20 protein-coding genes, 2 tRNA genes and 4 rRNA genes are annotated in these 26,648 nt (G+C 56.2%); 15 read left to right on the forward strand and 11 right to left on the reverse strand.

Annotated features, from left to right (window positions below; all coding sequences use genetic code 11):
• The first annotated feature begins 15 nt into the window (after window positions 1-15).
• The 7 genes from tssF (at window position 16) to AABC73_RS01110 (ending at window position 6,397) form a co-directional block, all read left to right on the forward strand.
• Window positions 16-1,782: a type VI secretion system baseplate subunit TssF gene (tssF, locus tag AABC73_RS01080; protein WP_341522095.1), complete on the forward strand. Its 1,767-nt coding sequence runs from the start codon at window positions 16-18 to the stop codon at window positions 1,780-1,782.
• Window positions 1,746-2,843, forward strand: coding sequence for a type VI secretion system baseplate subunit TssG (gene tssG / locus AABC73_RS01085; protein WP_341522096.1), 1,098 nt, complete (start codon window positions 1,746-1,748; stop codon window positions 2,841-2,843). Before tssF ends, tssG begins: the two co-directional genes overlap by 37 nt.
• Entirely contained in the window at window positions 2,824-3,360 is a 537-nt protein-coding gene (gene tssJ / locus AABC73_RS01090) for a type VI secretion system lipoprotein TssJ (RefSeq protein WP_341522097.1), read from the forward strand. Before tssG ends, tssJ begins: the two co-directional genes overlap by 20 nt.
• A gap of 3 nt (window positions 3,361-3,363) precedes the next feature.
• Window positions 3,364-3,804 (forward strand): type VI secretion system baseplate subunit TssE, encoded by a 441-nt coding sequence (gene tssE / locus AABC73_RS01095; RefSeq protein WP_341522098.1) that lies wholly within the window; start codon window positions 3,364-3,366, stop codon window positions 3,802-3,804.
• Between the two features lie 23 nt (window positions 3,805-3,827).
• Window positions 3,828-4,979: an OmpA family protein gene (locus tag AABC73_RS01100; protein WP_341522099.1), complete on the forward strand. Its 1,152-nt coding sequence runs from the start codon at window positions 3,828-3,830 to the stop codon at window positions 4,977-4,979.
• 377 nt (window positions 4,980-5,356) lie between these two features.
• The gene (locus AABC73_RS01105) at window positions 5,357-5,812 is read left to right on the forward strand and encodes a hypothetical protein (RefSeq protein ID WP_341522100.1); all 456 of its coding nucleotides are present in this window, start codon (window positions 5,357-5,359) and stop codon (window positions 5,810-5,812) included.
• Window positions 5,813-6,019: 207 nt separating this feature from the next.
• Entirely contained in the window at window positions 6,020-6,397 is a 378-nt protein-coding gene (locus AABC73_RS01110; RefSeq protein ID WP_065833938.1) for a helicase, read from the forward strand.
• Window positions 6,398-6,542: 145 nt separating this feature from the next.
• Here AABC73_RS01110 and AABC73_RS01115 read toward each other — a convergent pair whose 3' ends face one another.
• The 10 genes from AABC73_RS01115 to AABC73_RS01160 form a co-directional block, all read right to left on the reverse strand.
• Window positions 6,543-8,504, reverse strand: a complete 1,962-nt coding sequence (locus tag AABC73_RS01115) for a DUF4105 domain-containing protein (RefSeq protein ID WP_341522101.1) — start codon at window positions 8,502-8,504, stop codon at window positions 6,543-6,545.
• Window positions 8,501-8,818, reverse strand: coding sequence for a DUF2388 domain-containing protein (locus AABC73_RS01120; RefSeq protein ID WP_341522102.1), 318 nt, complete (start codon window positions 8,816-8,818; stop codon window positions 8,501-8,503). Before AABC73_RS01120 ends, AABC73_RS01115 begins: the two co-directional genes overlap by 4 nt.
• A gap of 38 nt (window positions 8,819-8,856) precedes the next feature.
• Complete coding sequence (locus AABC73_RS01125) at window positions 8,857-9,162, reverse strand: DUF2388 domain-containing protein (protein WP_341522103.1); 306 nt, start codon at window positions 9,160-9,162, stop codon at window positions 8,857-8,859.
• A 103-nt stretch (window positions 9,163-9,265) separates the two neighbouring features.
• Window positions 9,266-9,583, reverse strand: coding sequence for a DUF2388 domain-containing protein (locus AABC73_RS01130; protein ID WP_020291570.1), 318 nt, complete (start codon window positions 9,581-9,583; stop codon window positions 9,266-9,268).
• 1,051 nt (window positions 9,584-10,634) lie between these two features.
• Window positions 10,635-10,850: a DUF1127 domain-containing protein gene (locus AABC73_RS01135; RefSeq protein ID WP_020291569.1), complete on the reverse strand. Its 216-nt coding sequence runs from the start codon at window positions 10,848-10,850 to the stop codon at window positions 10,635-10,637.
• A 319-nt stretch (window positions 10,851-11,169) separates the two neighbouring features.
• Window positions 11,170-12,663, reverse strand: a complete 1,494-nt coding sequence (locus tag AABC73_RS01140; RefSeq protein WP_331149779.1) for an acetyl-CoA hydrolase/transferase family protein — start codon at window positions 12,661-12,663, stop codon at window positions 11,170-11,172.
• Between the two features lie 183 nt (window positions 12,664-12,846).
• The gene (locus AABC73_RS01145; protein ID WP_341522104.1) at window positions 12,847-14,292 is read right to left on the reverse strand and encodes an NAD(P)(+) transhydrogenase (Re/Si-specific) subunit beta; all 1,446 of its coding nucleotides are present in this window, start codon (window positions 14,290-14,292) and stop codon (window positions 12,847-12,849) included.
• Window positions 14,289-14,612 carry an NAD(P) transhydrogenase subunit alpha gene (locus AABC73_RS01150; RefSeq protein WP_003438157.1) on the reverse strand — a complete coding sequence of 108 codons (324 nt, stop codon included), beginning with the start codon at window positions 14,610-14,612 and terminating at the stop codon, window positions 14,289-14,291. Before AABC73_RS01150 ends, AABC73_RS01145 begins: the two co-directional genes overlap by 4 nt.
• Before the next feature lie 11 nt (window positions 14,613-14,623).
• Window positions 14,624-15,745 carry a Re/Si-specific NAD(P)(+) transhydrogenase subunit alpha gene (locus AABC73_RS01155; protein WP_341522105.1) on the reverse strand — a complete coding sequence of 374 codons (1,122 nt, stop codon included), beginning with the start codon at window positions 15,743-15,745 and terminating at the stop codon, window positions 14,624-14,626.
• Window positions 15,746-16,161: 416 nt separating this feature from the next.
• Window positions 16,162-17,082, reverse strand: coding sequence for a LysR family transcriptional regulator (locus tag AABC73_RS01160; protein ID WP_341522106.1), 921 nt, complete (start codon window positions 17,080-17,082; stop codon window positions 16,162-16,164).
• A gap of 157 nt (window positions 17,083-17,239) precedes the next feature.
• Between AABC73_RS01160 and AABC73_RS01165 the strand changes: the two genes are divergently transcribed.
• From AABC73_RS01165 to rrf (AABC73_RS01200), 8 genes are all read left to right on the forward strand, one after another.
• Entirely contained in the window at window positions 17,240-18,421 is a 1,182-nt protein-coding gene (locus tag AABC73_RS01165) for an acyl-CoA dehydrogenase (RefSeq protein WP_065833841.1), read from the forward strand.
• A gap of 11 nt (window positions 18,422-18,432) precedes the next feature.
• Window positions 18,433-19,656, forward strand: coding sequence for a CaiB/BaiF CoA-transferase family protein (locus AABC73_RS01170; protein WP_341524366.1), 1,224 nt, complete (start codon window positions 18,433-18,435; stop codon window positions 19,654-19,656).
• Window positions 19,657-20,212: 556 nt separating this feature from the next.
• Window positions 20,213-21,751: ribosomal RNA gene (locus tag AABC73_RS01175) — 16S ribosomal RNA — on the forward strand.
• Window positions 21,752-21,874: 123 nt separating this feature from the next.
• A tRNA-Ile gene (locus AABC73_RS01180) sits at window positions 21,875-21,951 on the forward strand.
• A gap of 30 nt (window positions 21,952-21,981) precedes the next feature.
• Window positions 21,982-22,057, forward strand: a tRNA-Ala gene (locus AABC73_RS01185).
• Window positions 22,058-22,308: 251 nt separating this feature from the next.
• Window positions 22,309-25,202: ribosomal RNA gene (locus AABC73_RS01190) — 23S ribosomal RNA — on the forward strand.
• Between the two features lie 151 nt (window positions 25,203-25,353).
• A 5S ribosomal RNA gene (rrf, locus tag AABC73_RS01195) occupies window positions 25,354-25,469 on the forward strand.
• A gap of 108 nt (window positions 25,470-25,577) precedes the next feature.
• Window positions 25,578-25,693, forward strand: a 5S ribosomal RNA gene (gene rrf / locus AABC73_RS01200).
• Together the 16S, 23S and 5S rRNA genes with 2 tRNA genes alongside form the textbook arrangement of a ribosomal RNA operon.
• Before the next feature lie 100 nt (window positions 25,694-25,793).
• Here rrf (AABC73_RS01200) and AABC73_RS01205 read toward each other — a convergent pair.
• Window positions 25,794-26,531 (reverse strand): GntR family transcriptional regulator, encoded by a 738-nt coding sequence (locus AABC73_RS01205; RefSeq protein WP_341522107.1) that lies wholly within the window; start codon window positions 26,529-26,531, stop codon window positions 25,794-25,796.
• Window positions 26,532-26,648 lie beyond the last annotated feature (117 nt).

Genomic DNA, 26,648 nt, shown 5'->3' on the forward strand with positions numbered 1-26,648 from the left:
ATAAGGATTCTTTCTTTGAGCATGGACAATCTGACCCTGCAGTACTTTGACGCCGAAATGCGCTATCTGCGTGAGGCGGGCAAGGAGTTCGCAGAAGCTTTTCCGGACCGGGCAGCGCAGCTGAACCTGGACAAGCCGGGAGCACACGATCCTTACGTGGAGCGCCTGTTCGAAGGTTTTGCCTTCTTGATGGGGCGGCTGCGCGAGAAACTGGATGATGACCTGCCGGAGCTGACCGAAGGCTTGGTCAGTCTGTTGTGGCCGCATTATTTGCGCACTATTCCGTCGCTATCGATTGTCGAGTTGACTCCTGAACTTGAACACATCAAGCGTAGTGAGCCGATCGGCCAGGGCTTCGAAGTGCTGTCGCAACCTATTGGGCCGCATCAGACACGTTGCTCCTACACTACTACTCAGGATTTAACGCTGCAGCCGATCACTCTGGAATCGGTACGGCATGCCCACGAACCGGACGGCCGTTCGCTGCTCAGGCTGCGTTTCAATTGCGGTTTGTTGGCTGACTGGGGCCAGGTCGATCTGAGTAACCTTCCGTTGTATCTGAACGCTGGCGCGCCGCTGGCCAGTGCGCTGCACCAGGCGCTGACCCTGAATGCTCAAACCTTGTACGTGCGGTTCCCTGAACTGGATCGTCAGCGGCTGGCAGGCCATTTTGCGCCGAAGGGTTTTGCCGAGGCGGATCGCTTATGGCCCAAGGGCGACAGCGCTTTCAGCGGTTATCAGTTGCTGCTGGAGTATTTCACCTTTCGCGAAAAATTCATGTTCGTCACCCTCTGCGGGCTGGAACAGCTAAAGCTGCCACCCGCAACGCCCTGGTTTGAACTTGAAGTGGTGCTAAGTGAGCCGTGGCCCCATGCGTTCAATCTGAGCGCAGAACACATCCGTCTGCACGCCGTACCCGTGATCAATCTGTTTCCGCTGGAAGCCGATCCGCTCACCATCGATCCGTTGCAAACCGACTACCTGCTTCGCCCCATGCGGCTACAGGACGGCCATATCGAAATTTATTCGGTGGATAAGGTCACGGCGGCAAAGAACGCGGAGCGCCATGACTATGTGCCGTTCACCAGCTTCAGGCACAAGGGCGGCATGCTCCGCGACGAAGCACCCGAGCGATACTTTCACACCCGCTTGAAGCGCGGCGCCAATGGACTGCACGACACCTGGCTGGTTTTGGGCGGCGAGGGTTTTGACAATGACCAGTTGCAGGTCAGCCAAAGCCTGTCTTTACGGCTCACCGGCACCCATGGCCAGTTACCGCGCAAGGCATTGCAAAGCACGTTGCTCGACACCGTCGTGCAATCCAACCAGTTTGGTTTGCGGGTGCGCAACCTGTGTGCCCCGACTTTGCCTTGCTACCCGCCGAACCGGGATCGGTTTCATTGGCGAGTGCTGAGTCACCTGGGCTCTAATTTTCTGCCGATGCTCGACAGCGCGGAGGTGCTGCGCGGTACTTTGGCGCTTTACGACTGGACGCACAGTGAGCTGAATCGGCGTCGCCTGGCGGCGATAGTCGAGGTCAAGCATCACCTGATCCAGCGCTTCGAGAAAGGGTTCCTGCTACGAGGCGTGGATATCGAGATCACCCTGGACGCAAATGGTTTTTCCGGCGAGGGCGACATCAGCCTGTTCGGCGAAATGCTTAACCGCTTCTTTGCGCTGTATGCAGATATCCACTTGTACAACCAGCTCACGCTGATATTGCAACCAACAGGAAAATGCCTGCGATGGAACGAGAATCACAGTCAGCGTATTCCCGGCTGAAGACTTCCGGTTTACTGGAGGCGCTGAAAGCTCGGGTGACGGAAGCCAATCTGTATCGCTTCTGCCAACTGCTGGAACAGGCTTTGCCGAACCATCCGCCGCTGGGCAGCACGACGCATCCTGCGGATGACCCGGTACGCTTTCGGCCCGACCCCGGCATGGGATTTCCTGTCAGCGAACTGAAAGGAATCGAAACCAGCGGCGTTCACCCACAACGTCCGGCCACTGTGCGCACCCGTCTACTTGGTCTGTACGGGGTCGACTCTCCGTTGCCGACTGCTTATCTGGATGACATCGCCCAGCGCCGGGAAGGCCACGAAGCGCTGGAAGCTTTCCTCGATATTTTCAACCATCGGATTTTCACCCAGTTCTATCGCATCTGGCGCAAGTACTCGTATCCGGCGACGTTCGAGGCTGGAGGCAGCGATGCAACATCGCAGTGCTTGCTGGGGTTGATCGGCCTGGGGATTCCCGGAACCGCCAAACAGATCGCGACGCCGATATCACGCTTTTTGGCGCTACTGAGCGTGATGCGTCTGCCTACCCGCAACGCCGAAGGCATTGTCGCGCTGGTCAAGTTGCTGGCACCCAATACTCAGGCGCGGGTTACACCGCACTGGCCGCAGAAAGTTCTTTTGGCGCAGCCCGCCAGCCTTTCGTCCAGTCATCCCGTGCGTCTGTCGCAAGGTATGCCGTTGGGCAGCGTTGGCTATGACGCCAACAGCCAGCTTCATCTGGCGCTGTTCACTGAAGATTTGAACGAAGCTCGCGATTGGCTGCCCGGTGCTCAGTTGCACAGCGACTTGTTAGTGCTGTTGCGCGTGTACCTCGGTTGGCGTTGCACCGCAATGCTGCAGTTATCGCTGCCAGTGAACAGCCTGCCGAAGCCGGTTCTGGGCGGCGCGCCAGTTCTGCTCGGCATGACCTGTGTCCTCGGCCTGGGCGGTGAAGCCCGGCAGGTCGCGGAACACGACAAAATCACAATCAATCTGGGCCGCTATCAAGGTCTTTCAAACAACCCAAAGAACAGGGAGGTGCAGCATGTCGCGTACCGTTTTTAACTCAGTGGCGTTGCTTGCGCTCGGCGCACTGCTTGGCGGCTGTGGGCTGACGCAGAAAGTCACAGAATCCACCGCATCCATGACCAAGGCAGTTTTCTACAAACAGGTAAAAAACCTGCATCTGGACTTCAGCGGCCGCTCATCAGCTAACACTGATGAGACGGATATGACTGTGTTGTCAGTGCCGACGCTGGTGCGGGTTTACCAGCTGCGCGATAACAAGGCCGTGGAGCGCGCCGACTACGACAAGCTAGTGAGCAATGACGATAACGCCTTGGTCGGTGATGTTCTGGACAAGCGTGCAGTGGTGGTGAAACCGGAGGAGGGCGCGCAACTGAATGTTCCCATGAACGAGGATGCTCAGTTTGTCGTGGTGGTAGCGCTGTTCCGCGAGCCCGATACCAAATTAAATGCGTGGCGCCTCACGCTGACCCGCGACGACCTGGACCCGGATCGGGCGCGAGTCATCGAGTTGAGAGACAGCCAACTGACTCTGCGACCGTTGGCGAAGGAATGAGCGATGAATGAGCCCAATCCTTCGCTTTACGAAATGCTTCTACAGAACTTCGATGGCGAATTGGACATGCATAAAGTCAGCGAAGAGGATCAGTCCACGTTGTCGATTCTCGATAATTTGCAGCGGGTCCTCAACAGCCGAGCCGGTACGCTCAGTCACTTGCCAGATTACGGTTTGCCGGACATGGGCACGGTCCTGCAAGGCTTGCCCGCCACAGCGCATGGGCTGATGAGCTCAATGACTGACACTCTGCTGAAGTACGAGCCACGCCTTGCGGCAGTGAATATCCAAATGCTGCCGCAGACTCTGCCAGGGCATTTGGAATACTCCCTTGATGTGCAGATGAAAGGAGGCCAGTGGCTGAATTTCGGCACAACGCTAGCCCCCGAAGGCCGAGCTCTGGTGCGTCACTTGAAGCGCCAGAACTATTTGTCGAAACCCTGAGCCTGCCATAGAAGGAAAGCGGGATGACCGCGTTGTTTGAAATGCGAATCCGCGTCGGCGGCGATCCGCGCGAATTTAGTGAGTTTTTAACGCTATGCGACGAGCTCGCCAAGCTGAATCACCCGGCTTGTCCCGATGTGGATTGGGCCAAGGTGGAGCAGCTGTGTTTGACATTGTTTGAAAGAAACGGGGCGGAAGTACAAACCGTTGCCTACTTCGCGCTGGCGCGTAGCTACCTGCATGGGCTGGAGGGAATGACGGAAGGGGTGACATTGATAGAGGCGCTTGGCCGTGAATGGTCGTATTTATGGCCGCCAATGTCATCGGTACGCGTGGATATCCTGGCTTGGTTGTTCGCGCAGCTGCAACCGCTGCTGCGCAGTATGGATACGGGGCCGCGAAGCGTACCGGCGCTCATTCAGCTTGACGCCAAACTAGAGCGCCTAAATAGACTGTTGCTGCGGGAGGTTGAATTTCCAATAGTCACGCTGGCGTCCCTGCGTCAGCAAGTCAGCAATCTGATGTACCGATTGGAGCGAAACGCTGTCGCGGGGCAACCGGTATTGCAAATGACAAGGGCTCCCGAACCAGCCTTTGTGATGCCTGTTGTCATCTTGCCAACCCCCCGCCTTCCCGAGGTTCCGGCTTTAGCGCTTGAAACAACGCGGCGTCGTACGGGTTGGTGGCTATTGGCACTGGCTGCTGTACTGGCGATTGCGAGTTGGGTAGGTTGGAAAACATGGTTAGCCAGCCCGGAAAGCGACGGATCTACAAGCCTTGTGAGTATCTTCAAGCAGGAGCAGACGATTCCCGATCCTTTGCATCTGGACAGCCTTTCGCTGTTCGATGCAGGCAAAGCGGAACTCAAGCCTGACTCCGACAAGGTGCTGATCAATGCGCTGCTGGCTATCAAATCGCGGCCCGGCTGGTTGATCGTCATCGTCGGCCATACCGATGCCACGGGCGATCCTCAGCAAAACCTCCAACTGTCGCAAGCGCGGGCCTCTGCGGTGCGTGACTGGTTGCAGCGCGTCGGTGAGATCCCTTCCGGTTGCTTCGCTGTTCAGGGTGTTGCCGCCAGCCTGCCCATCGCCAGCAATGACACCGAGGCGGGTCGCATTGCTAATCGTCGGGTCGATATCCGTCTGGTTCCACAAACGGGGGGCTGTGGGTAGTCCGCTCAATTTGGTCCCTCGTTCCCCTCTACTACTTCTGCTCGCGTACCCAAGCCACCTTGGCTAGGTGCGTGAGCAGATCCATCACCGCCCGCGAACTGCGCGATGCGTTCAGTACCGTGCCCATCGGCCGCATGCAGTTCTGATCGCCGATCCCGGCACTTGGTCTGTAAATCAACTACGCGCTATTAATATTTTTCCTACTTTATGTCAGGACTTTTCAAGTTTTGTCCGGGTATTGCTGTGTCAGAAATTTCCCTACAACTAAGTATTGGGGACTACGTAATCCTAGGAATTTTCCGACTTTTTAATATTCCTTATTCCCTTAAAGTTCCGCCGCTGTTGATAACCCCTAAAAAACTACCCAGGAAAGTGCTATGAAAAAGCTATGGATGTCTGCTGCGATTGCGACCTTGATTGCGACCACCAGCGGCTGCGTCAGCTACAACATGAGTCAGCCAAGTGCGCCGTTGGAAGGCGTTGTCAAAAGTGATCTGAAAGCAGACGTCAAGGTTGGCGAAACCATCAGTGGTCAATCGTCCACCAATATCCTGTTCAACTTCTTTGCCTTTGGTGGCGACACTCAATTCGCGGACGGCGTGGTGTATGGCGCTGGCGGCGGTGGTGGCGGTGCATTGGGCGGCCTGGGTCTGCCAATTCCTGATCCGGTCGCACAAGCCAAGGCGGCTGCAGCCTACAAGGCTGTTAAGTCTTCGGGCGCCGACCTGATCGTTGCGCCTCGTTATGAAGTGAACGTCAAAGACTACTTCATCTTCAAGAAGGTCGACGTCAAGGTGACTGGCAACAAAGGCAGCATCAGCAGCATCCGCTGATTCCTGTTTGATCCGTTGAACCCCGGGCAAGCGCCATTCCTTCTCAGCATGGCGCTTTGCTTATCGCTGAAAATAGTGACCGATCAGTCACGTTATTGCCGCTATCTTCGCCGAACAGGAATGCATTTTCCTGCTGAAGTGCATCATGCGAACCGCTACACTGCTGCGCCGGTTGCTCCGACCGGAACTCTCTACCGAGGCAGTGTCATGAAGTTTCGTTTTCTACTCTGGATGCTGGGCCTGTTGATGTCTCGGGCCAGTCGCAGCAATCCTGCGTTTCAACAACAGTTGGCCGGCAAGGCGCTGACTTTTCAGCTGCAAACCTTCGATGGCAAGGTGGCGCGGCATTTCGTGGTCAGCGACCAGCGCATCACCAGCCGTGCCGGTACCGTTGCTGAACCTGCGTTCGCCATTTGTTTCAAGGATGCCGCTTTCGGATTCGCCACACTGCAGGCCAAGAACAAGCAGTTGGCGTTCATGAAGGGTATTCAGGATCAGGATATCCAGATCAAGGGCAATCCCGGTCTGGTGATCTGGTTTCAGGGCTTGATGAAGTACCTGAAGCCGAGGAAGAAGAAGGTTTAGCAGGTGCTCGTTTCTGTAGGGCCGGATTTATCCGGGAGCGGACCGGATTGATCGCGAGATGCTTTCCTGACACAACTCGGTGTCATGGCTGACGCCTTCGCGAATAAATTCGCTCCTACGAACTCAGTGTTTCGCCTGCAAACACTCAAGGCAATTCCAGCCCGCCCGCCGCTTTATGCAGCGCCCGCAGGTGCTCGCCCAGTTGTTTGAGGTTGGCTTCGTTGGCGGCGATTTCCGCGGCGCGTTCGGGTTCGAGCAGGGCGCGGACTTCTTTGTCGAGGTCACCGCTCAGGCGTTGGAGCTGTTTCTGGCGTTGGCCACTTTCATCTTCCAGGCGTTTCCATTCCGCTGCTTGCGGCAAGCCATAGCCGCCACTGTCCAGCAGTTCCGCCGGTCGACTCAGGAAGCCACTGCTGGCGAGGATTTCCTGCAGCGTTTGGGTGGCTTTGGAGACGCTGCCGTCTTTTTGTTCACGCGCGCTCAGGTAGCGTTGCTTGACCTCATCCTGAGCGGTCAGCAATTGCCGACGCAGGCTGGCTTGTTCAAGCAACAGCATTGCCGCGCTGCTCTGCAGATCAGCCTTGGCGAACCACGGTTTGCGCTCCTGAGCAGGCAGCGACAGCCAGTCTTCGACCGTGGTCTGTTTAATGGGCAGGCGCTTGCGCACGACTTCGAACATCGCTTGATAGCGGTCGCGGTAGGAGTCAAAGCGATAGCCCCGGCGCAAGGCTTCCTTGGGGTCGTCCAGCACGCTGGTGTCCGCCAGTCCGCGCCCTTTCAACACTTCCAGCAAGCCGTTGGGCAGGATGCTGTCCAGATCGCCAAGCCGTGGGTTATGGGTGCCGCTGCGTAACAGCTTGAGGTTTTCCACGGCGCAGTTATTGGAGATGAAGAAGTAATTGCCGTCGTAGCTCCAGTGCATTTCGGCCGCGTGCTGCACCAGTCCTTCGATTTCCGGGCGAGACAATTTGAGCGGCACCGAGGCCAGGCTGCGCAGTTCGGTCTTGGTGTATTCGTCGATGACCTGACCCAGCGGCAACACGAATAGCCGTGATGGATAAGCGCCCATCAAGCCATCCCAGCTCGACAACTGCACGTCGCCGACGAATGCTCGATAGGACAACACCAGATGCTGGTCCAGATCCAGTCGGCAGTCGGGCCCACGCGGACGACCCGGTTTGCAGATCACCAGACGCAGCATGCTGTGGCCCCAACGGCTCATCATGTTCTGGTTGGCTTCGGCCAGCAGGTAGTCGACCTCGTAGACGCGCTCGGGATCAAGCTTGCCCAACGGCTGGCGACCGAAGTCGCTGCCGGCGTTCAGGTACGGGTAGAACGTCGGGCAAGCGTCTTTCGCCTTGGGTGCCCAGCCGAAGTGCTGCTTGTAGTAGTCGTACAGCGCCGGGCGGCGGCAGGCGTAGGCCGGATCAAGCAGGAAATACTCCATGTTGACCGCGACGAACTCCAGCGGGCTGGTGGTTTCGTAGATGTCCGGGCTGCGCGCGACCTGGCCATTGTGCTGTTCGCGCTCGCCTCGACGACCAACGTATTGCGGCCAGCCGGCTAGGTCCAGCAGGCGCGGGTCGTCGCTGAGGGTGAAGCGCCGATCGGTTTCGCCCCGGCAGTCTTCCGGCAGGCCGACTTTGCCCAGGGTGTTGCTGCGTCGCGAGCATTTGATAATCAGTGAGCGCTGCGGGGCTTGCCAGAGTCGGGCGCGATCATAAACGTGGGTCAGCTCATGCAGCACGGTCGCAAGCATTTCGTTACGCACGGTGCCGTGAGGGCGATTGGTTTTCGCGGTGGCAGCCGAGCCGTCAGTGAGACCGGCCAGCAGACTGCTGTTGAGGTCCAATCGATAAGGCCCGGATGCCTGGCCATAGGCGTTGGTCGGCATGTCGGCGGACCAGCGCACTTCGACGCGCCGATCCAGATCGCGGACAAAGCTCGGCGGCAGCGCGAGCAGCGCTTCGTCGAGCAGGGTCTGGGTCGCTTGCTGTTGCGCAGGAGTGAGCCCGTCAGTGGTCAGCGACAGGCTCAGGCTGGCGAAGGCGCTCGTGGCGGTCAGCGCCAGTGCGCACGCCAACAGCCAGGCACCAAGCTGCCTCACAGTGCGAGGATGGCTTCGGCGAGAACCTGATCGCTGGCATTGCGGGCTTCGGGAACGCGGGTGCGCAGCATGTCGAAGGCGGCTTCGAGTTGCGCGCCATGGATATCGCCACGGCTGGCGACGTAACTGGCTGCATCGTCCTTGGCCTCGACAACAAGCTTGGAATCGCGCACCGAAGTGGTGGTGTCCGAAGTGAAGTCGATGGTGCGGGCAAACGCGTTGACGATGATGTGACTGGTCTGTACGACGGTTTCAGCCTGGGCAACGTTGGCCAGCAACAGCAGGCCCAAGGCGGCAATCAGCGGGGTACGCATGAAACGTCTCCAAAAAAATGCAGAAGAGTAGAAAGCGGTTATTGGACGAGGATTGCCTGCGCCAGTTCAAGGTCGCTGGCACGAAGTTTTGGCTGGGTCTGACGCAAATACTGCAACGCCGACTCAAGCTGTGCTCCTCGCAGTTGGCCATCAGTGGCGATAAACACTGCAGCGTCATCCTGGGCGGCAATTATCAGCTTGTTGTCGAACGGGCCGGTCGTCACCTGGCTGGTGGCGTAACCACTGATCACCAGGCTTTGCGTGGTCGTATCGAACGCCTGAGCCTGGGCTGCCCAGATCAGGGTCGCCAAGGGCGTCAGCAATAGGAGCGGCAATAAACGCATGGTCTCGAGAACTGGCAAAGCGAGGCGCCAAGGCTAGCGCAATGCCCGTTCCAGAGCCAGCCCGGCAGATCGACGATGCAGTGTCGACCGCCGCGCAGGTCAATCAGATGGTCAGGATGGCTTGAGCCAGCTGAGCATCGGTAGCGTCCAGTTGCGGAGCCAGTTGACGGATATGCTGGAAGGCGCCTTCGAGCTGAACGCCACGGATTTCGCCGGCACTGGCAACGAAGCTAGCCGCGTCGTCGCGAGCGGCGCGCACGATTTTGTCATCCTTGAAGGAGGACGAAATGTTCGATGTGGCGTTGGTGGAAGCATCCACTGCACGCACGACCGCATCCGTAGTAACAACAAAGCTGGAAGCGCTTGCGCTCGTTGCGGCGGCCAGCAGGACTACAGCGCTGAGCAAACGTAGGCGGGACATGGTGAAACTCCATTAGTAAGAAACGCGGACGTCTATAAGGTCAGATCACAGCCAGACATCATGAAAATTTCATCAGGTGCGGCTGTAATAACTATTAAGCCTATCCCAGCAATGCCACCTGTGCCATCGCGGCGGATAGCCGGTGACTGGCTGGTCATGCTGGCTTAAATCCAGGCAGGCCTGATCGGCATAACTGTACAGGTGGTTATTAGCATAGATCAAACTGTACCTGTTCCGGTAGAAGGGGACTTGTCCCCGATGACGTCGGATGTTCCAACATCGATCTGCCTGACCCGGCGCCTTCCCGGACAAGTCCGGTCCTACCGAATCTGTGCAGGTTAGGGTAGGAGGGGACTTGTCCCCGATGACGTCGGATGTTCCAACATCGATCTGCCTGACCCGGCGCCTTCCCGGACAAGTCCGGTCCTACCGAATCTGTGCAGGTTAGGGTAGGAGGGGACTTGTCCCCGATGGCGTCGGATGTTCCAACATCGATCTGCCTGATCCCGGCGCCTTCCCGGACAAGTCCGGTCCTACCGAATCTGTGCAGGTTAGGGTAGGAGGGGACTTGTCCCCGATGACGTCGGATGTTCCATCGATCTGCCGAATCCAGCACCTTCCCGGACAAGTCCGGTCCTACCGAATCTGTGCAGGTTAGGGTAGGAGGGGACTTGTCCCCGATGACGTCGGATGTTCCAACATCGATCTGCCTGACCCGGCGCCTTCCCGGACAAGTCCGGTCCTACCGAATCTGTGCAGGTTAGGGTAGGAGGGGGACTTGTCCCCGATGACGTCGGATGTTCCAACATCGATCTGCCTGATCCAGCGCCTTCCCGGACAAGTCCGGTCCTACCGAATCTGTGCAGGTTTGGGGAGGAGGGGGACTTGTGCCCGATGATGTCGGTTTGTTCTGCACATGACATTTGCACAGGCGAAATCCCAGGCCCTGAAATGACAAAACCCGTCGGCAGTTACCTGCGACGGGTCTTGTATGTAGCAATTCGGGTTGCTGGTGAGAGACCTGTAAGGTCAGGGACCAGCGTGCGCTAAATTAGCGCCAGAACGGCTTGCTCAGCTCTTCGTAACGTTGCGATTCGCTGATACCAGCATCAGCCAGCAAACGCGAATCCAGGCGAGCCAATTGGTGGCGGCTGGAAAGGCGACGCTGCCAGAGCATCAGGTTAGCGAATGCGCGCATCGGCCATGCAGCTTGAGCGGTAGTAGCGGTGTTTTCGTAGAACATGTCGGAACTGACTGTACGTTCCATGGTGTGACTTCCTTCCGCTTGTGGCGGGTTTAGATAGTGGCTTGACTGGTGCCAATCTTCCTCTCAGTTGGCCAGTCTCTCCAGACACAGTTCACTTGTATTGTGAGGGTTCAGTTAACTGTTTAGAGGCACTGTTTTGTTCATAAATGGGGCAACTGTACCGGTCGGCACCTAAATGGTGCGTTTTGTGCGCCAAAGCAGTGAAATAGACGTTTTAGGGCCTGAAAATGACCGGTACAGAAGTACAGTTCTGCCAGTTATGGCGATTTCAGTTTGCAGGCGAGCGAGAAATTGTATTGCTCACCCGCAACTGTTTGCATCAGGCCGGCAGCATGCTGCCGGTTTCATCCAGCCTGAAGTGCCAACTTAGTGCTTCGCGCAGCACGTGCGGGGTGTGTCCGCCTTTGGCGCAGGCCGCTTCGAAGTACGCGTTGAGCGCAGCTCGGTAAGCGGGATGGACACAGTTGTCGATAATCACCCGGGCACGTTCGCGCGGTGCGAGGCCGCGCAGATCGGCCAGCCCTTGCTCGGTGACGAGAATGTCCACGTCGTGCTCGGTGTGATCCACATGGCTGACCATGGGCACGACGCTGGAAATAGCGCCGCCTTTGGCAATCGACTTGGTGACGAAGATCGCCAGGTGCGCGTTTCGCGAGAAATCGCCGGAACCGCCGATGCCATTCATCATGCGTGTACCGCACACGTGAGTGGAGTTGACGTTGCCGTACAGATCGAACTCAAGGGCGGTGTTGATGCCAATGATGCCGAGGCGGCGAATGATTTCCGGGTGGTTGGATATTTCCTGAGGACGCAGCACCAGACGCGATTTGTAGCGGTTGAAGTCGGCGAAGACTTCGGCATGTTTGCTGGCCGACAAGGTCATGGAGCTGCCGGAGGCGAAGCTCAGTTTGCCGGCGTCGAACAGTTCGAATGTCGAATCCTGCAAGACCTCGGAATACATGGTCATGTCGTGAAACGGCGAATCGACCAGGCCATGCATCACGGCGTTGGCGATGGTGCCGATCCCGGCCTGCAATGGCATGAGCTTGTTGGTCAGGCGGTCTTCACGCACTTCCTTCTTGAAGAACTCGACCAGGTGATTGGCGATGGCCTGGGTGTCGGTGTCTGGCGGCAGCACCGTGGAAGGCGAGTCGGCCTGATTGCTGATGACGATGCCGACGATTTTCGCCGGGTCGATCTGCACGGCAGTGTTGCCGATTCGCGTGTCGGCGTTGAGTACCGGAATCGGCAAACGGGTCGGGCGGTAGCTGGGTATATAGATGTCGTGCAGGCCTTCCAGCTCCAGCGGCTGGGCGAGGTTGATCTCGACGATCACTTCTTTGGCGAGAATGGCGAAACTCGCGGAGTTGCCCACCGAGGTACTCAGGACCAGATGGCCTTCCTCGGTGATAGCCACGCATTCGATCACGGCCAGGTCCACGGCCTTGATCTGCCGGTTACGCAGTTGCTCGACGGTGTCGGACAAATGGCTGTCGATGAACATGACCGAGCCATCGTTGATGGCCTTGCGCAGTGTGCTGTCGACCTGAAACGGCATGCGCCGCGACAACACGCCGGCTTCAGTCAGCTGTTTATCCAGGTCGTTGCCCAGGCTGGCGCCCGTCATCAGGCTGATCTTGAGTGGGAAATCTTTGGCGCGTTCGGCCAGTGCCTTGGGCACCGCCTTGGCTTCACCTGCACGGGTGAAGCCGCTCATGCCGACGGTCATGCCGTCCTGAATCAAGGCTGCGGCATCAGCCGCGCTCATCACCTTGCTCATGAGCGAAGGCAAGCGGATACGGTCACGGTACATTGGATTCTTATCTCGGGGGTGGAAGCGAGGGTCCAGTTTAGTGAGTTGGGCGTTTTTCGTCCCGCTACCAAGGTCGCATCTGGAGGCTCTAATTAACGGGTTGCAACGCAAAACACTGTTACATGGAATGTAAAAAGCCCCAGCCGACTCGCGTGCTGGGGCTTGGATAAACGCGTTTGGAGGCTACGCGTTGTCGACCGCCTTCACCATGTCCTCGATCACCTTTTTGGCGTCGCCGAACACCATCATGGTTTTATCCAGATAGAACAATTCGTTGTCCAGGCCGGCATAGCCGCTTGCCATCGAGCGCTTGTTGACGATGATGGTCTTGGCCTTGAACGCCTCCAGAATCGGCATTCCGGCGATGGGCGACTTGGGATCGTTTTTCGCCGCCGGGTTGACCACGTCGTTGGCACCCAGCACCAGCACCACGTCGGCTTGCCCGAACTCGGAGTTGATGTCCTCCATCTCGAACACCTGGTCATAAGGCACTTCGGCTTCGGCCAGCAGCACGTTCATGTGGCCGGGCATGCGTCCGGCAACCGGGTGAATTGCGTACTTCACCGTGACACCGTGATGGGTGAGTTTTTCCGTCAGCTCTTTAAGCGCATGCTGCGCCCGCGCCACCGCCAGGCCGTAGCCGGGGACGATGATCACCGTGTCGGCGTTGGTCAGCAGGAAGGTCGCGTCGTCGGCCGAGCCGGACTTGACCGGGCGCGCTTCCGTGGCGCCCGCCGGACCGGCAACGTCCTTGGCCCCGCCGAAGCCGCCGCCGATCACGTTGAAGAACGATCGGTTCATCGCCTTGCACATGATGTACGAGAGGATCGCGCCGGAAGATCCCACCAGCGAACCGGCAATGATCAGCATCGAGTTGTTCAGCGAAAAGCCGATACCCGCCGCCGCCCAGCCTGAATAGCTGTTGAGCATCGAGACCACGACTGGCATGTCTGCGCCGCCAATCGGGATGATCAGCAGTACACCGATCACGAACGCCAGAGCCAGCATCACGGCGAAGGCGCTCAGGTTGCCGGTGAACATGAAGATCAAGCCAAAAAACAGCGTGGCGAGACCAATCACCAGATTCAGCTTGTGCTGACCCGCGAACTGTACCGGTGCGCCTTGAAACAGGCGGAACTTGTACTTCCCCGAGAGCTTGCCGAACGCAATCACCGAACCGGAGAAGGTCACTGCACCGATAGCTGCGCCGAGGAACAACTCCAGGCGGTTGCCCGTCGGGATCGCATCGCCCAGGTTGGGCACAATGTTCAGCGATTGCGGTTCGACCACTGCAGCAATGGCGATGAACACCGCAGCCAGGCCGATCATGCTGTGCATGAAGGCAACCAGCTCGGGCATCTTGGTCATTTCGACGCGCTTGGCCATGATCGAGCCAGCGGTGCCGCCTACCAGCAAGCCGATAAGGATGTAGCCGATGCCGGCGCTGGTGTTGGACAGCGCCGCGAGTTTGTAGACCAGACCGATGGTGGTAATCACCGCCAGCCCCATGCCCAGCATGCCGAACAGGTTGCCCCGGCGTGATGTGGTCGGATGAGAGAGACCCTTGAGCGCTTGAATGAAGCAGATCGCAGAGACCAGATACAGCACGGTGACGAGATTCATGCTCATGGCTTGCGCACCTCTTCCTTGGCTTTAGGTGCTTTTTTCTTGAACATTTCCAGCATGCGTCGCGTTACCAGAAAGCCACCGAACACGTTGACGGCGGCCAGCGCCACGGCCAGCGTGCCCATGGTTTTGCCCAGCGGTGTAACGGTCAGTGCGGCGGCGAGCATGGCGCCGACGATCACAATGGCCGAGATCGCGTTGGTCACGGCCATGAGTGGTGTGTGCAAGGCGGGTGTAACGTTCCAGACCACGTGATAACCCACGTAGATCGCGAGAACGAAGATGATCAGGTTATAGATACCTGGGGAGATCAGCTCTTCCATTATTTTTATCCTTAACCGTTCTTGCGGATGACTTGGCCATCGCGGCACATGAGGCACGCAACGACAATGTCGTCTTCCTGATTGATGTGCAGTTGCCCGTCCTTGTCGAACAGCAGCTTCATGAAATCCAGCAGGTTGCGGGCATACAGCGCTGAGGCGTCAGCGGCGACCATCGCGGGCAGGTTGGTGTGGCCGACGATGGTCACGCCGTTCTCGACGACGACTTGATCAGCAACCGTCAGCGGGCAATTGCCGCCTTGCGCTGCTGCCAGATCGATGACCACCGAACCGGGCTTCATCTGCGCCACGGTTTCTGCGCTAAGCAGCACCGGCGCCTTGCGACCCGGAATCAGCGCCGTGGTGATGACGATGTCCGATTGTTTGGCGCGCTCGTGCACCGCAACGGCCTGACGCTGCATCCAGCTTGCGGGCATCGGGCGCGCATAACCGCCAACCCCGACCGCGCATTCGCGTTCTTCGTCGGTTTCGTAAGGCACATCAATAAACTTGGCGCCCAGCGATTCGATCTGCTCCTTCACGGCCGGACGCACATCGGATGCCTCAACCACTGCACCCAGGCGTTTCGCCGTAGCGATGGCCTGCAAACCGGCCACGCCAGCGCCCAGCACCAGAACGCGAGCCGCCTTTACAGTGCCGGCGGCGGTCATCAGCATCGGCATGAAGCGCGGATAGTGATGTGCGCCGAGCAACACGGCCTTGTAACCGGCGATGTTGGCTTGCGAAGACAGCACATCGAGGCTTTGTGCGCGGGAAGTACGCGGCGCGGCTTCGAGGGCGAAAGCGGTAATGCCTTGCGCGGCCATTTTGCCAATGGTTTCGCTGTTGAAGGGGTTGAGCATCCCGACCACGATCGCGCCGCTCTTTATATGCGACAGCTCGCTATCGTTGGGGGCCGCGACCTTGAGCAGCAACTCGGCGCCCAAAGCGTCACTGAGCGTACCAATAGCGGCACCTGCAGCTTCATAGGCGCTATCCGGGACACTGGCGTAGACGCCCGCGCCACTTTGCACCGTGACGCGGTGGCCATGACCGATCAATTTCTTGATGGTTTCCGGGGTTGCAGCTACCCGCTTTTCACCCGTTTGGGTCTCGAGAGGAACGCCAATATGCACGTGAAGTCTCCTGCGTGATCTTTTTATAGTTCTCAATGAGTCGAGAGCGCCAATGCGGTGCTTTTAGGCTGCCGATCAGCACGACCCAGCCGAACAAGGGCGGGCGCGGCATTTTGCAGGCGAAGTTCGGTCTCTTCAACAGATTCTGTAATGAGACCATAAATTAACTACAAGTCATGCTGTGACCTAATGTCGCAATGGTCGACCACAGCCCTTTATATCCGGGGCTTTAAGGGAAAATAGACGATTTTTTCGAAGTTGCTGATTTAAAAAATGAAAAAGAACAAAAGTTACCTCAAATAGGCCCGCAGGCCATGTATTCCGGCACTTTATACCTGCTATTCCTGACGGGAATGCAGTTTCATCAAGGCGACATAAGTTTATATATGTAGTTAATAATGTATAGCACTACATAATTATGGTGTCGCTGAGCCCCCTGATTTCATTAGCTCGTAGGCTTTTGCCTGTTCTATTAGCCAGTCCCGAAATGCTCGTAAGGAAGCCGATTCGGCCTTTCGCAGCGGAATCATCAGGTAATAACCCTTGATGCTCGACAGGGCGTAGGAATTGGCAACCACCAGGCGTTGTTCTGCCAGCTCTCTCTGGATCAGGAAGGGCGGTATCAGCGCGACGCCCATTTCATGAATGGCCGCTTGGGCGAGCATCGAGAAGAGTTCGTAGCGCGGGCCGGTCATGTCGCGTGGGACGTTGAAGTTGAGCCCGCCGAACCACTGCCGCCACGCATAGGGCCGAGTGGTTTGCTGCAGTAGCGGCAGCTCGGCTAGTTCGTCGGGGCTGAGACTGGCTCGGCCATTGAGCAATGCCGGGCTGCACACGGGCATGGGATTTTCGCCCATCAAACGATAGGACTCGGTACCCGGCCAGTCGGCATCGCCAAAATAAATCGCAGCGTCGAACTCGGTATCTGCGAAGAGAAAAGGGCGCGTGCGGTTGGTGAGATTAACCGTCACTTCAGGATGAAGCTTTTGAAAATCCTTGAGGCGTGGCAGCAGCCATTGAGTGCCGAAAGTAGGCACGACCGCCAGCTCGATAGCGTTTGTCCCTTGCTGGCCCATGACTGACAAGGTGTCCCGCTCGACAGCGTCCAGTTGCATCGCTACACGTCGACTGTAGGAAAGGCCTGCTTCTGTCAGCTTCACTCCGCGCCGCGAACGTCGGAATAGCTCCACGCCGAGGAAAGACTCAAGGCTGCCGATCTGTCGGCAAATAGCACTTTGGGTCAGCGAAAGTTCGTCAGCCGCCTTGGTAAAACTTTCGTGACGTGCAGCGGCTTCAAAGCTGACCAGGGCGGCGGTGCTGGGTATTTTTCGACGCATGTTCGTAGCGCTCACTAATCAGCAGTCAATATTCAGGGTTTAGCAATTTCGGAGTGAGAAATTAGCACAAGTGCATGCAAAATCCTCGTTTGTGGCGCGGCTGATACGGGTCTAGGATCAATGCACAACAAATTTGCATGACTGAGTGAGGGTTTTCATGGGTGCCAAGGCAAGCTTCAACTGGATCGATCCACTGTTGTTGGATCAACAGCTCACTGAAGAAGAGCGCATGGTTCGCGATAGCGCTGCGCAGTTCGCTCAAGGCAAGCTGGCGCCCAGAGTCCTCGAAGCATTTCGCCATGAGCAAACCGATCCGGCAATTTTTCGCGAGATGGGTGAAATCGGCCTGCTGGGCGCCACGATTCCCGAGGAGTACGGTGGTAGCGGCCTGAATTACGTGTGTTACGGATTGATCGCTCGGGAAGTAGAGCGCGTGGACTCCGGTTACCGTTCGATGATGAGCGTGCAATCCTCGCTGGTGATGGTGCCGATCAATGAGTTTGGCACCGAGGCACAAAAACAGAAGTACCTGCCCAAGCTGGCTTCCGGCGAGTGGATCGGCTGTTTCGGCCTGACCGAGCCCAATCATGGTTCGGACCCTGGTGCGATGATCACCCGAGCCAGAAAGGTCGACGGCGGCTATCGGTTGTCGGGCAGCAAGATGTGGATCACCAACAGCCCGATTGCCGATGTCTTCGTGGTCTGGGGTAAGGACGACGCGGGTGATATCCGCGGTTTCGTACTGGAGAAGGGTTGGTCTGGGCTGAGTGCGCCGGTTATTCATGGCAAGGTTGGTTTGCGTGCGTCCATCACTGGCGAAATCGTCATGGATAACGTGTTTGTGCCCGAAGAGAACATCTTCCCGGATGTGCGCGGCCTTAAAGGTCCGTTCACCTGCCTGAACTCGGCGCGCTACGGCATTTCCTGGGGAGCATTGGGTGCGGCCGAATTCTGCTGGCACACCGCTCGGCAGTACACGCTGGATCGCCATCAGTTCGGCCGCCCGCTGGCAGCGAATCAGTTGATCCAGAAGAAGCTTGCAGATATGCAGACTGAAATCACTTTGGCATTGCAGGGCTGTTTGCGTCTGGGTCGCATGAAGGACGAAGGCACCGCTGCCGTGGAAATCACTTCCATCATGAAGCGCAACTCCTGCGGCAAGTCCCTGGATATCGCGCGCATGGCTCGCGACATGCTCGGCGGTAACGGGATCTCTGATGAGTTCGGCATCGCGCGCCATTTGGTCAACCTGGAAGTGGTCAATACCTATGAAGGGACGCATGACGTGCATGCGCTGATTCTCGGGCGCGCCCAAACCGGTATCCAGGCTTTCTATTAATAGAGGGGCCGATCATGGGTGCGCTTTCACATATAAGGGTGTTGGATCTGTCGCGGGTTTTGGCCGGGCCGTGGGCCGGGCAGATCCTGGCGGACCTCGGAGCCGAGGTGATCAAGGTGGAGCGTCCCGGCAATGGCGATGACACGCGCGCCTGGGGTCCCCCTTTTCTAAGGGATGCCGACGGCGAGAATACCAGCGAGGCGGCGTACTACCTTTCCGCAAATCGGAATAAGCAGTCAGTCACCATCGACTTCACCCGACCTGAAGGTCAGAAACTGGTGCGGGAGTTGGCAGGCAAATCTGACATCGTGATCGAGAACTTCAAGGTCGGTGGCCTGGCTGCATATGGCCTGGATTATGAGTCGCTGAAAGCAGTTAATCCGCGGCTGATCTATTGCTCGATTACTGGCTTCGGGCAGACTGGACCTTACGCCAAGCGCGCCGGCTATGACTTCATGATTCAAGGCTTGGGCGGGCTGATGAGTCTGACCGGGCGGCCTGAGGCTGAAGAGGGTGCGGGGCCGGTAAAAGTTGGCGTTGCGCTGACGGATATTCTGACCGGACTGTATTCGACTACTGCGATATTGGCTGCTCTGGCGCATCGTGATCAGGGCGGTTCTGGTCAGCATATCGATATGGCGTTGCTGGATGTGCAGGTGGCTTGTCTGGCCAATCAGGCGATGAACTACCTGACCACGGGGATCGCGCCACAGCGATTGGGTAATGCGCATCCGAATATCGTCCCGTATCAGGATTTTCCTACTGCTGATGGCGACTTCATCCTGACGGTGGGCAATGACAGCCAGTTCCGCAAGTTTGCCGAGGTCGCTGGGCAGTCGCAGTGGGCTGACGATCCACGCTTCCTTACTAATAAGCTGCGAGTGGCCAATCGGGCGCAGCTCATCCCGCTGATTCGCCAGGCGACTGTATTCAAGACGACTGCGCAGTGGGTTGGCGAGCTGGAGGTGGCTGGTGTGCCTTGTGGGCCGATCAATAACCTTGCGCAGGTGTTTGCTGATCCGCAGGTGCAGGCGCGGGGTCTCGCGATGAGTCTGCCTCACGCGCTGGGTGGAAGCGTTCCTTCGGTTGCCAGCCCGATCCGGCTTTCCGAAACGCCTGTCGAGTATCGCTTTGCGCCGCCTTTATTGGGTGAGCATACGTCCGAGGTGCTTCAGGCTGTATTGGGGCTGGAAGCGGCAGAGGTATGCCTTCTGCGTGAAGCGGGAGTGTTGTAGCCCTTCTATATATAGAAGAGTGCATTTTCCAGCTCTATATAAGCTTTTTTGCAGAAAGCCTGAATTAACGGTTGACGGCCTCTCGAATCTGTCTATAATTCGCACCTCTTCCGGAGCAGATGAAACGGAAAACTCCTTGGTAATCAAGTAGTTAGCCGGTTTGATTGGCGGGGAAGAGGTTTCGATGAGTTGATCGGAAGCGGTGAAAAAGGTGGTTGACAGCAGGTTGTAACGCTGTAGAATTCGCCTCCCGCTCACGAGCAACGCGAAGTTGATCGAAGCGCAAGTGGTTGAAGTTGCAAAGGAAACTTTGAAAACTTCGAAAAATAACCGCTTGACAGTAACTGGCGCTGCTGTAGAATGCGCGCCTCGGTTGAGACGAAAGAATCAACCCACCGCTCTTTAACAATTGAATCAAGCAATTCGTGTGGGTGCTTGCGCTGTCAGACTGAAGTCAACTGATTATCAGCATCGTAAGTTACTCCGCGAGAAATCAAAGAAATAACCAACGATTGCTGAGCCAAGTTTAGGGTTTTCTCAAAACCCAAAGATGTTTGAACTGAAGAGTTTGATCATGGCTCAGATTGAACGCTGGCGGCAGGCCTAACACATGCAAGTCGAGCGGCAGCACGGGTACTTGTACCTGGTGGCGAGCGGCGGACGGGTGAGTAATGCCTAGGAATCTGCCTGGTAGTGGGGGATAACGCTCGGAAACGGACGCTAATACCGCATACGTCCTACGGGAGAAAGCAGGGGACCTTCGGGCCTTGCGCTATCAGATGAGCCTAGGTCGGATTAGCTAGTTGGTGGGGTAATGGCTCACCAAGGCGACGATCCGTAACTGGTCTGAGAGGATGATCAGTCACACTGGAACTGAGACACGGTCCAGACTCCTACGGGAGGCAGCAGTGGGGAATATTGGACAATGGGCGAAAGCCTGATCCAGCCATGCCGCGTGTGTGAAGAAGGTCTTCGGATTGTAAAGCACTTTAAGTTGGGAGGAAGGGCCGTTACCTAATACGTATCGGTTTTGACGTTACCGACAGAATAAGCACCGGCTAACTCTGTGCCAGCAGCCGCGGTAATACAGAGGGTGCAAGCGTTAATCGGAATTACTGGGCGTAAAGCGCGCGTAGGTGGTTTGTTAAGTTGAATGTGAAATCCCCGGGCTCAACCTGGGAACTGCATGCAAAACTGGCAAGCTAGAGTATGGTAGAGGGTGGTGGAATTTCCTGTGTAGCGGTGAAATGCGTAGATATAGGAAGGAACACCAGTGGCGAAGGCGACCACCTGGACTGATACTGACACTGAGGTGCGAAAGCGTGGGGAGCAAACAGGATTAGATACCCTGGTAGTCCACGCCGTAAACGATGTCAACTAGCCGTTGGGAGCCTTGAGCTCTTAGTGGCGCAGCTAACGCATTAAGTTGACCGCCTGGGGAGTACGGCCGCAAGGTTAAAACTCAAATGAATTGACGGGGGCCCGCACAAGCGGTGGAGCATGTGGTTTAATTCGAAGCAACGCGAAGAACCTTACCAGGCCTTGACATCCAATGAATCTGCCAGAGATGGCGGAGTGCCTTCGGGAGCATTGAGACAGGTGCTGCATGGCTGTCGTCAGCTCGTGTCGTGAGATGTTGGGTTAAGTCCCGTAACGAGCGCAACCCTTGTCCTTAGTTACCAGCACGTAATGGTGGGCACTCTAAGGAGACTGCCGGTGACAAACCGGAGGAAGGTGGGGATGACGTCAAGTCATCATGGCCCTTACGGCCTGGGCTACACACGTGCTACAATGGTCGGTACAGAGGGTTGCCAAGCCGCGAGGTGGAGCTAATCCCAGAAAACCGATCGTAGTCCGGATCGCAGTCTGCAACTCGACTGCGTGAAGTCGGAATCGCTAGTAATCGCGAATCAGAATGTCGCGGTGAATACGTTCCCGGGCCTTGTACACACCGCCCGTCACACCATGGGAGTGGGTTGCACCAGAAGTAGCTAGTCTAACCTTCGGGGGGACGGTTACCACGGTGTGATTCATGACTGGGGTGAAGTCGTAACAAGGTAGCCGTAGGGGAACCTGCGGCTGGATCACCTCCTTAATCGAAGACCTTAGCTGTAGCGTAAGTTCCCACACGAATTGCTTGATTCATTGAAGAAGACGATTAGAAGCAGCTTTAAGCTCCACGCTGATAGCTCAGGCTAGCGGCTACAAGCTCGAAATTGGGTCTGTAGCTCAGTTGGTTAGAGCGCACCCCTGATAAGGGTGAGGTCGGCAGTTCGAATCTGCCCAGACCCACCAATTTTGTGTGGGAAACGCCTGTAGAAATACGGGGCCATAGCTCAGCTGGGAGAGCGCCTGCCTTGCACGCAGGAGGTCAACGGTTCGATCCCGTTTGGCTCCACCACTTACTGCTTCTGTTGCCTGTAAAGCTTAGAAATGAGCATTCCATCGTGTGATGGTGAATGTTGATTTCTAGTCTTTGATTAGATCGTTCTTTAAAAATTTGGGTATGTGATAGAAATATAGACTGGTAGCCACTTTCACTGGTGGGTATCAGGCTAAGGTAAAATGTGTGAGTTGCTCTTAAGTGAGCAAGCGTACGAATTTTCGGCGAATGTCGTCTTCACAGTATAACCAGATTGCTTGGGGTTATATGGTCAAGTGAAGAAGCGCATACGGTGGATGCCTTGGCAGTCAGAGGCGATGAAAGACGTGGTAGCCTGCGAAAAGCTTCGGGGAGTCGGCAAACAGACTGTGATCCGGAGATGTCTGAATGGGGGAACCCAGCCATCATAAGATGGTTACCTTACACTGAATACATAGGTGTATGGAGCGAACCAGGGGAACTGAAACATCTAAGTACCCTGAGGAAAAGAAATCAACCGAGATTCCCTTAGTAGTGGCGAGCGAACGGGGACCAGCCCTTAAGTTATCTTGAGATTAGCGGAACGCTCTGGAAAGTGCGGCCATAGTGGGTGATAGCCCTGTACGCGAAAATCTCTTGGTAATGAAATCGAGTAGGACGGGGCACGAGAAACCTTGTCTGAACATGGGGGGACCATCCTCCAAGGCTAAATACTACTGACTGACCGATAGTGAACTAGTACCGTGAGGGAAAGGCGAAAAGAACCCCGGAGAGGGGAGTGAAATAGATCCTGAAACCGTATGCGTACAAGCAGTGGGAGCCCACTTTGTTGGGTGACTGCGTACCTTTTGTATAATGGGTCAGCGACTTATTTTCAGTGGCGAGCTTAACCGAATAGGGGAGGCGTAGCGAAAGCGAGTCTTAATAGGGCGTCTAGTCGCTGGGAATAGACCCGAAACCGGGCGATCTATCCATGGGCAGGTTGAAGGTTGGGTAACACTAACTGGAGGACCGAACCGACTACCGTTGAAAAGTTAGCGGATGACCTGTGGATCGGAGTGAAAGGCTAATCAAGCTCGGAGATAGCTGGTTCTCCTCGAAAGCTATTTAGGTAGCGCCTCATGTATCACTGTAGGGGGTAGAGCACTGTTTCGGCTAGGGGGTCATCCCGACTTACCAAACCGATGCAAACTCCGAATACCTACAAGTGCCGAGCATGGGAGACACACGGCGGGTGCTAACGTCCGTCGTGAAAAGGGAAACAACCCAGACCGTCAGCTAAGGTCCCAAAGTTATGGTTAAGTGGGAAACGATGTGGGAAGGCTTAGACAGCTAGGAGGTTGGCTTAGAAGCAGCCACCCTTTAAAGAAAGCGTAATAGCTCACTAGTCGAGTCGGCCTGCGCGGAAGATGTAACGGGGCTCAAACCATACACCGAAGCTACGGGTATCACCCTCGGGTGATGCGGTAGAGGAGCGTTCTGTAAGCCTGTGAAGGTGAGTTGAGAAGCTTGCTGGAGGTATCAGAAGTGCGAATGCTGACATGAGTAACGATAATGGGTGTGAAAAACACCCACGCCGAAAGACCAAGGTTTCCTGCGCAACGTTAATCGACGCAGGGTTAGTCGGTCCCTAAGGCGAGGCTGAAAAGCGTAGTCGATGGAAAACAGGTTAATATTCCTGTACTTCTGGTTACTGCGATGGAGGGACGGAGAAGGCTAGGCCAGCTTGGCGTTGGTTGTCCAAGTTTAAGGTGGTAGGCTGGAATCTTAGGTAAATCCGGGATTCTAAGGCCGAGAGCTGATGACGAGTGCACTTTTAGTGCGCGAAGTGGTTGATGCCATGCTTCCAAGAAAAGCTTCTAAGCTTCAGGTAACCAGGAACCGTACCCCAAACCGACACAGGTGGTTGGGTAGAGAATACCAAGGCGCTTGAGAGAACTCGGGTGAAGGAACTAGGCAAAATGGCACCGTAACTTCGGGAGAAGGTGCGCCGGTGGAGGTGAAGCATTTACTGCGTAAGCCCCTGCTGGTCGAAGATACCAGGCCGCTGCGACTGTTTATTAAAAACACAGCACTCTGCAAACACGAAAGTGGACGTATAGGGTGTGACGCCTGCCCGGTGCCGGAAGGTTAATTGATGGGGTTAGCTAACGCGAAGCTCTTGATCGAAGCCCCGGTAAACGGCGGCCGTAACTATAACGGTCCTAAGGTAGCGAAATTCCTTGTCGGGTAAGTTCCGACCTGCACGAATGGCGTAACGATGGCGGCGCTGTCTCCACCCGAGACTCAGTGAAATTGAAATCGCTGTGAAGATGCAGTGTATCCGCGGCTAGACGGAAAGACCCCGTGAACCTTTACTATAGCTTTGCACTGGACTTTGAATTTGCTTGTGTAGGATAGGTGGGAGGCTTTGAAGCGTGGACGCCAGTCTGCGTGGAGCCAACCTTGAAATACCACCCTGGCAACTTTGAGGTTCTAACTCAGGTCCGTTATCCGGATCGAGGACAGTGTATGGTGGGTAGTTTGACTGGGGCGGTCTCCTCCTAAAGAGTAACGGAGGAGTACGAAGGTGCGCTCAGACCGGTCGGAAATCGGTCGTAGAGTATAAAGGCAAAAGCGCGCTTGACTGCGAGACAGACACGTCGAGCAGGTACGAAAGTAGGTCTTAGTGATCCGGTGGTTCTGTATGGAAGGGCCATCGCTCAACGGATAAAAGGTACTCCGGGGATAACAGGCTGATACCGCCCAAGAGTTCATATCGACGGCGGTGTTTGGCACCTCGATGTCGGCTCATCACATCCTGGGGCTGAAGCCGGTCCCAAGGGTATGGCTGTTCGCCATTTAAAGTGGTACGCGAGCTGGGTTTAGAACGTCGTGAGACAGTTCGGTCCCTATCTGCCGTGGACGTTTGAGATTTGAGAGGGGCTGCTCCTAGTACGAGAGGACCGGAGTGGACGAACCTCTGGTGTTCCGGTTGTCACGCCAGTGGCATTGCCGGGTAGCTATGTTCGGAATAGATAACCGCTGAAAGCATCTAAGCGGGAAACTAGCCTCAAGATGAGATCTCACTGGGACCTTGAGTCCCCTGAAGGGCCGTCGAAGACTACGACGTTGATAGGCAGGGTGTGTAAGCGCTGTGAGGCGTTGAGCTAACCTGTACTAATTGCCCGTGAGGCTTGACCATATAACACCCAAGCAATTTGCGACTCGAAAGAGACAGATTGCGGTGACTGTGAAGACGACACGAACCGAAAGTTCGGACGCACACAAATGACACCTGACTATCACATACCCGATTTGCCGAAACGTCGAAAGACGCGTCGGTACCCGAATTTCTTGACGACCATAGAGCATTGGAACCACCTGATCCCATCCCGAACTCAGCAGTGAAACGATGCATCGCCGATGGTAGTGTGGGGTTTCCCCATGTGAGAGTAGGTCATCGTCAAGATTGAATTCCAGAACCCCTGATCGCTTATGCGTTCAGGGGTTTTGTTTAAGTAAAGGTCACACATTTTTCGCTGACACGTTACCTGGTAACGGATTGGCCATAGAATTTCTTGACGACCATAGAGCATTGGAACCACCTGATCCCATCCCGAACTCAGCAGTGAAACGATGCATCGCCGATGGTAGTGTGGGGTTTCCCCATGTGAGAGTAGGTCATCGTCAAGATTGAATTCCAGAACCCCCGATCGCTTACGCGTTCGGGGGTTTTGTTTTTCTGCGGGCTAACAAAGGTGGCACGATACCAGCCACGCGCAAGTCGTCCCCGTCAGCCATCATCCTTTTTTTGTTCGGACGATCTTGCCGGTTCGGCACTCGGCCGACTACCGAGATACCGGGTGATGGCTTCCATAGCGCGGTTGAGGTGATGGCCAAGCGCTTGGACGGTTTGCTCCACCATATTGTCTTTGGCCAGTTCAAACAGATCCCAGTGGTCTTTCTGAGGCAGTTTGTGAAAACCCATCGCTGAAAGATTGAAACGCAGGAATCGCTCCTCCTCACTCAGGCCCTGTTCCACTAGAATCATCAGCCTTTTGTTGTGTGCCTTGGCATACAAAGCCATGTGGAAGATTCGATTGAGCCTGCCCATCTCGCTGTAATCGGTTTCGACCTCCAGTTGCTCGACGCAACGGCGCGCCAGGGCGAGATCGTCTTCGTCCAGCAAAGGGATCGACTGACGCAGCGCTTCGGATTCCAACAGAATGCGTAACGCGTAGGCGTCCATTGCATCTTCATTGATCAGCGATGCGACTACGGCCCCTTTGTGCGTCTCGACACGCAACAACGACTGAGCTTCGAGTTGCCGCAGTGCTTCGCGCACCGGCATGCGGCTGACGCCAAACAAGGTTGCCAGCTCCTGCTGACGCAGCGCGATACCGGCGGGCAAGCGTCCATCAAGGATCGCGTTGCGAAGCCTTTCTTCGATAACGGCCCTGGCCAGATGCGCAGGAGGCTGTTCATCGCCCAAAAGTCCGCGCAGGAAGCTTTGTCTATCGAGATTGCGCATCACCCTTTACTTCTCTGAGAGACCTACGGGGATTGGAGCCAATTGACACTAGAACAGCTCAACACATTGTCAAACGTTGCCAAAGTATTAGTCGTTTCATGGCGGGCTTGCAACGTG

This window comes from Pseudomonas sp. G.S.17 (assembly GCF_038096165.1).
GTDB lineage: Bacteria > Pseudomonadota > Gammaproteobacteria > Pseudomonadales > Pseudomonadaceae > Aquipseudomonas.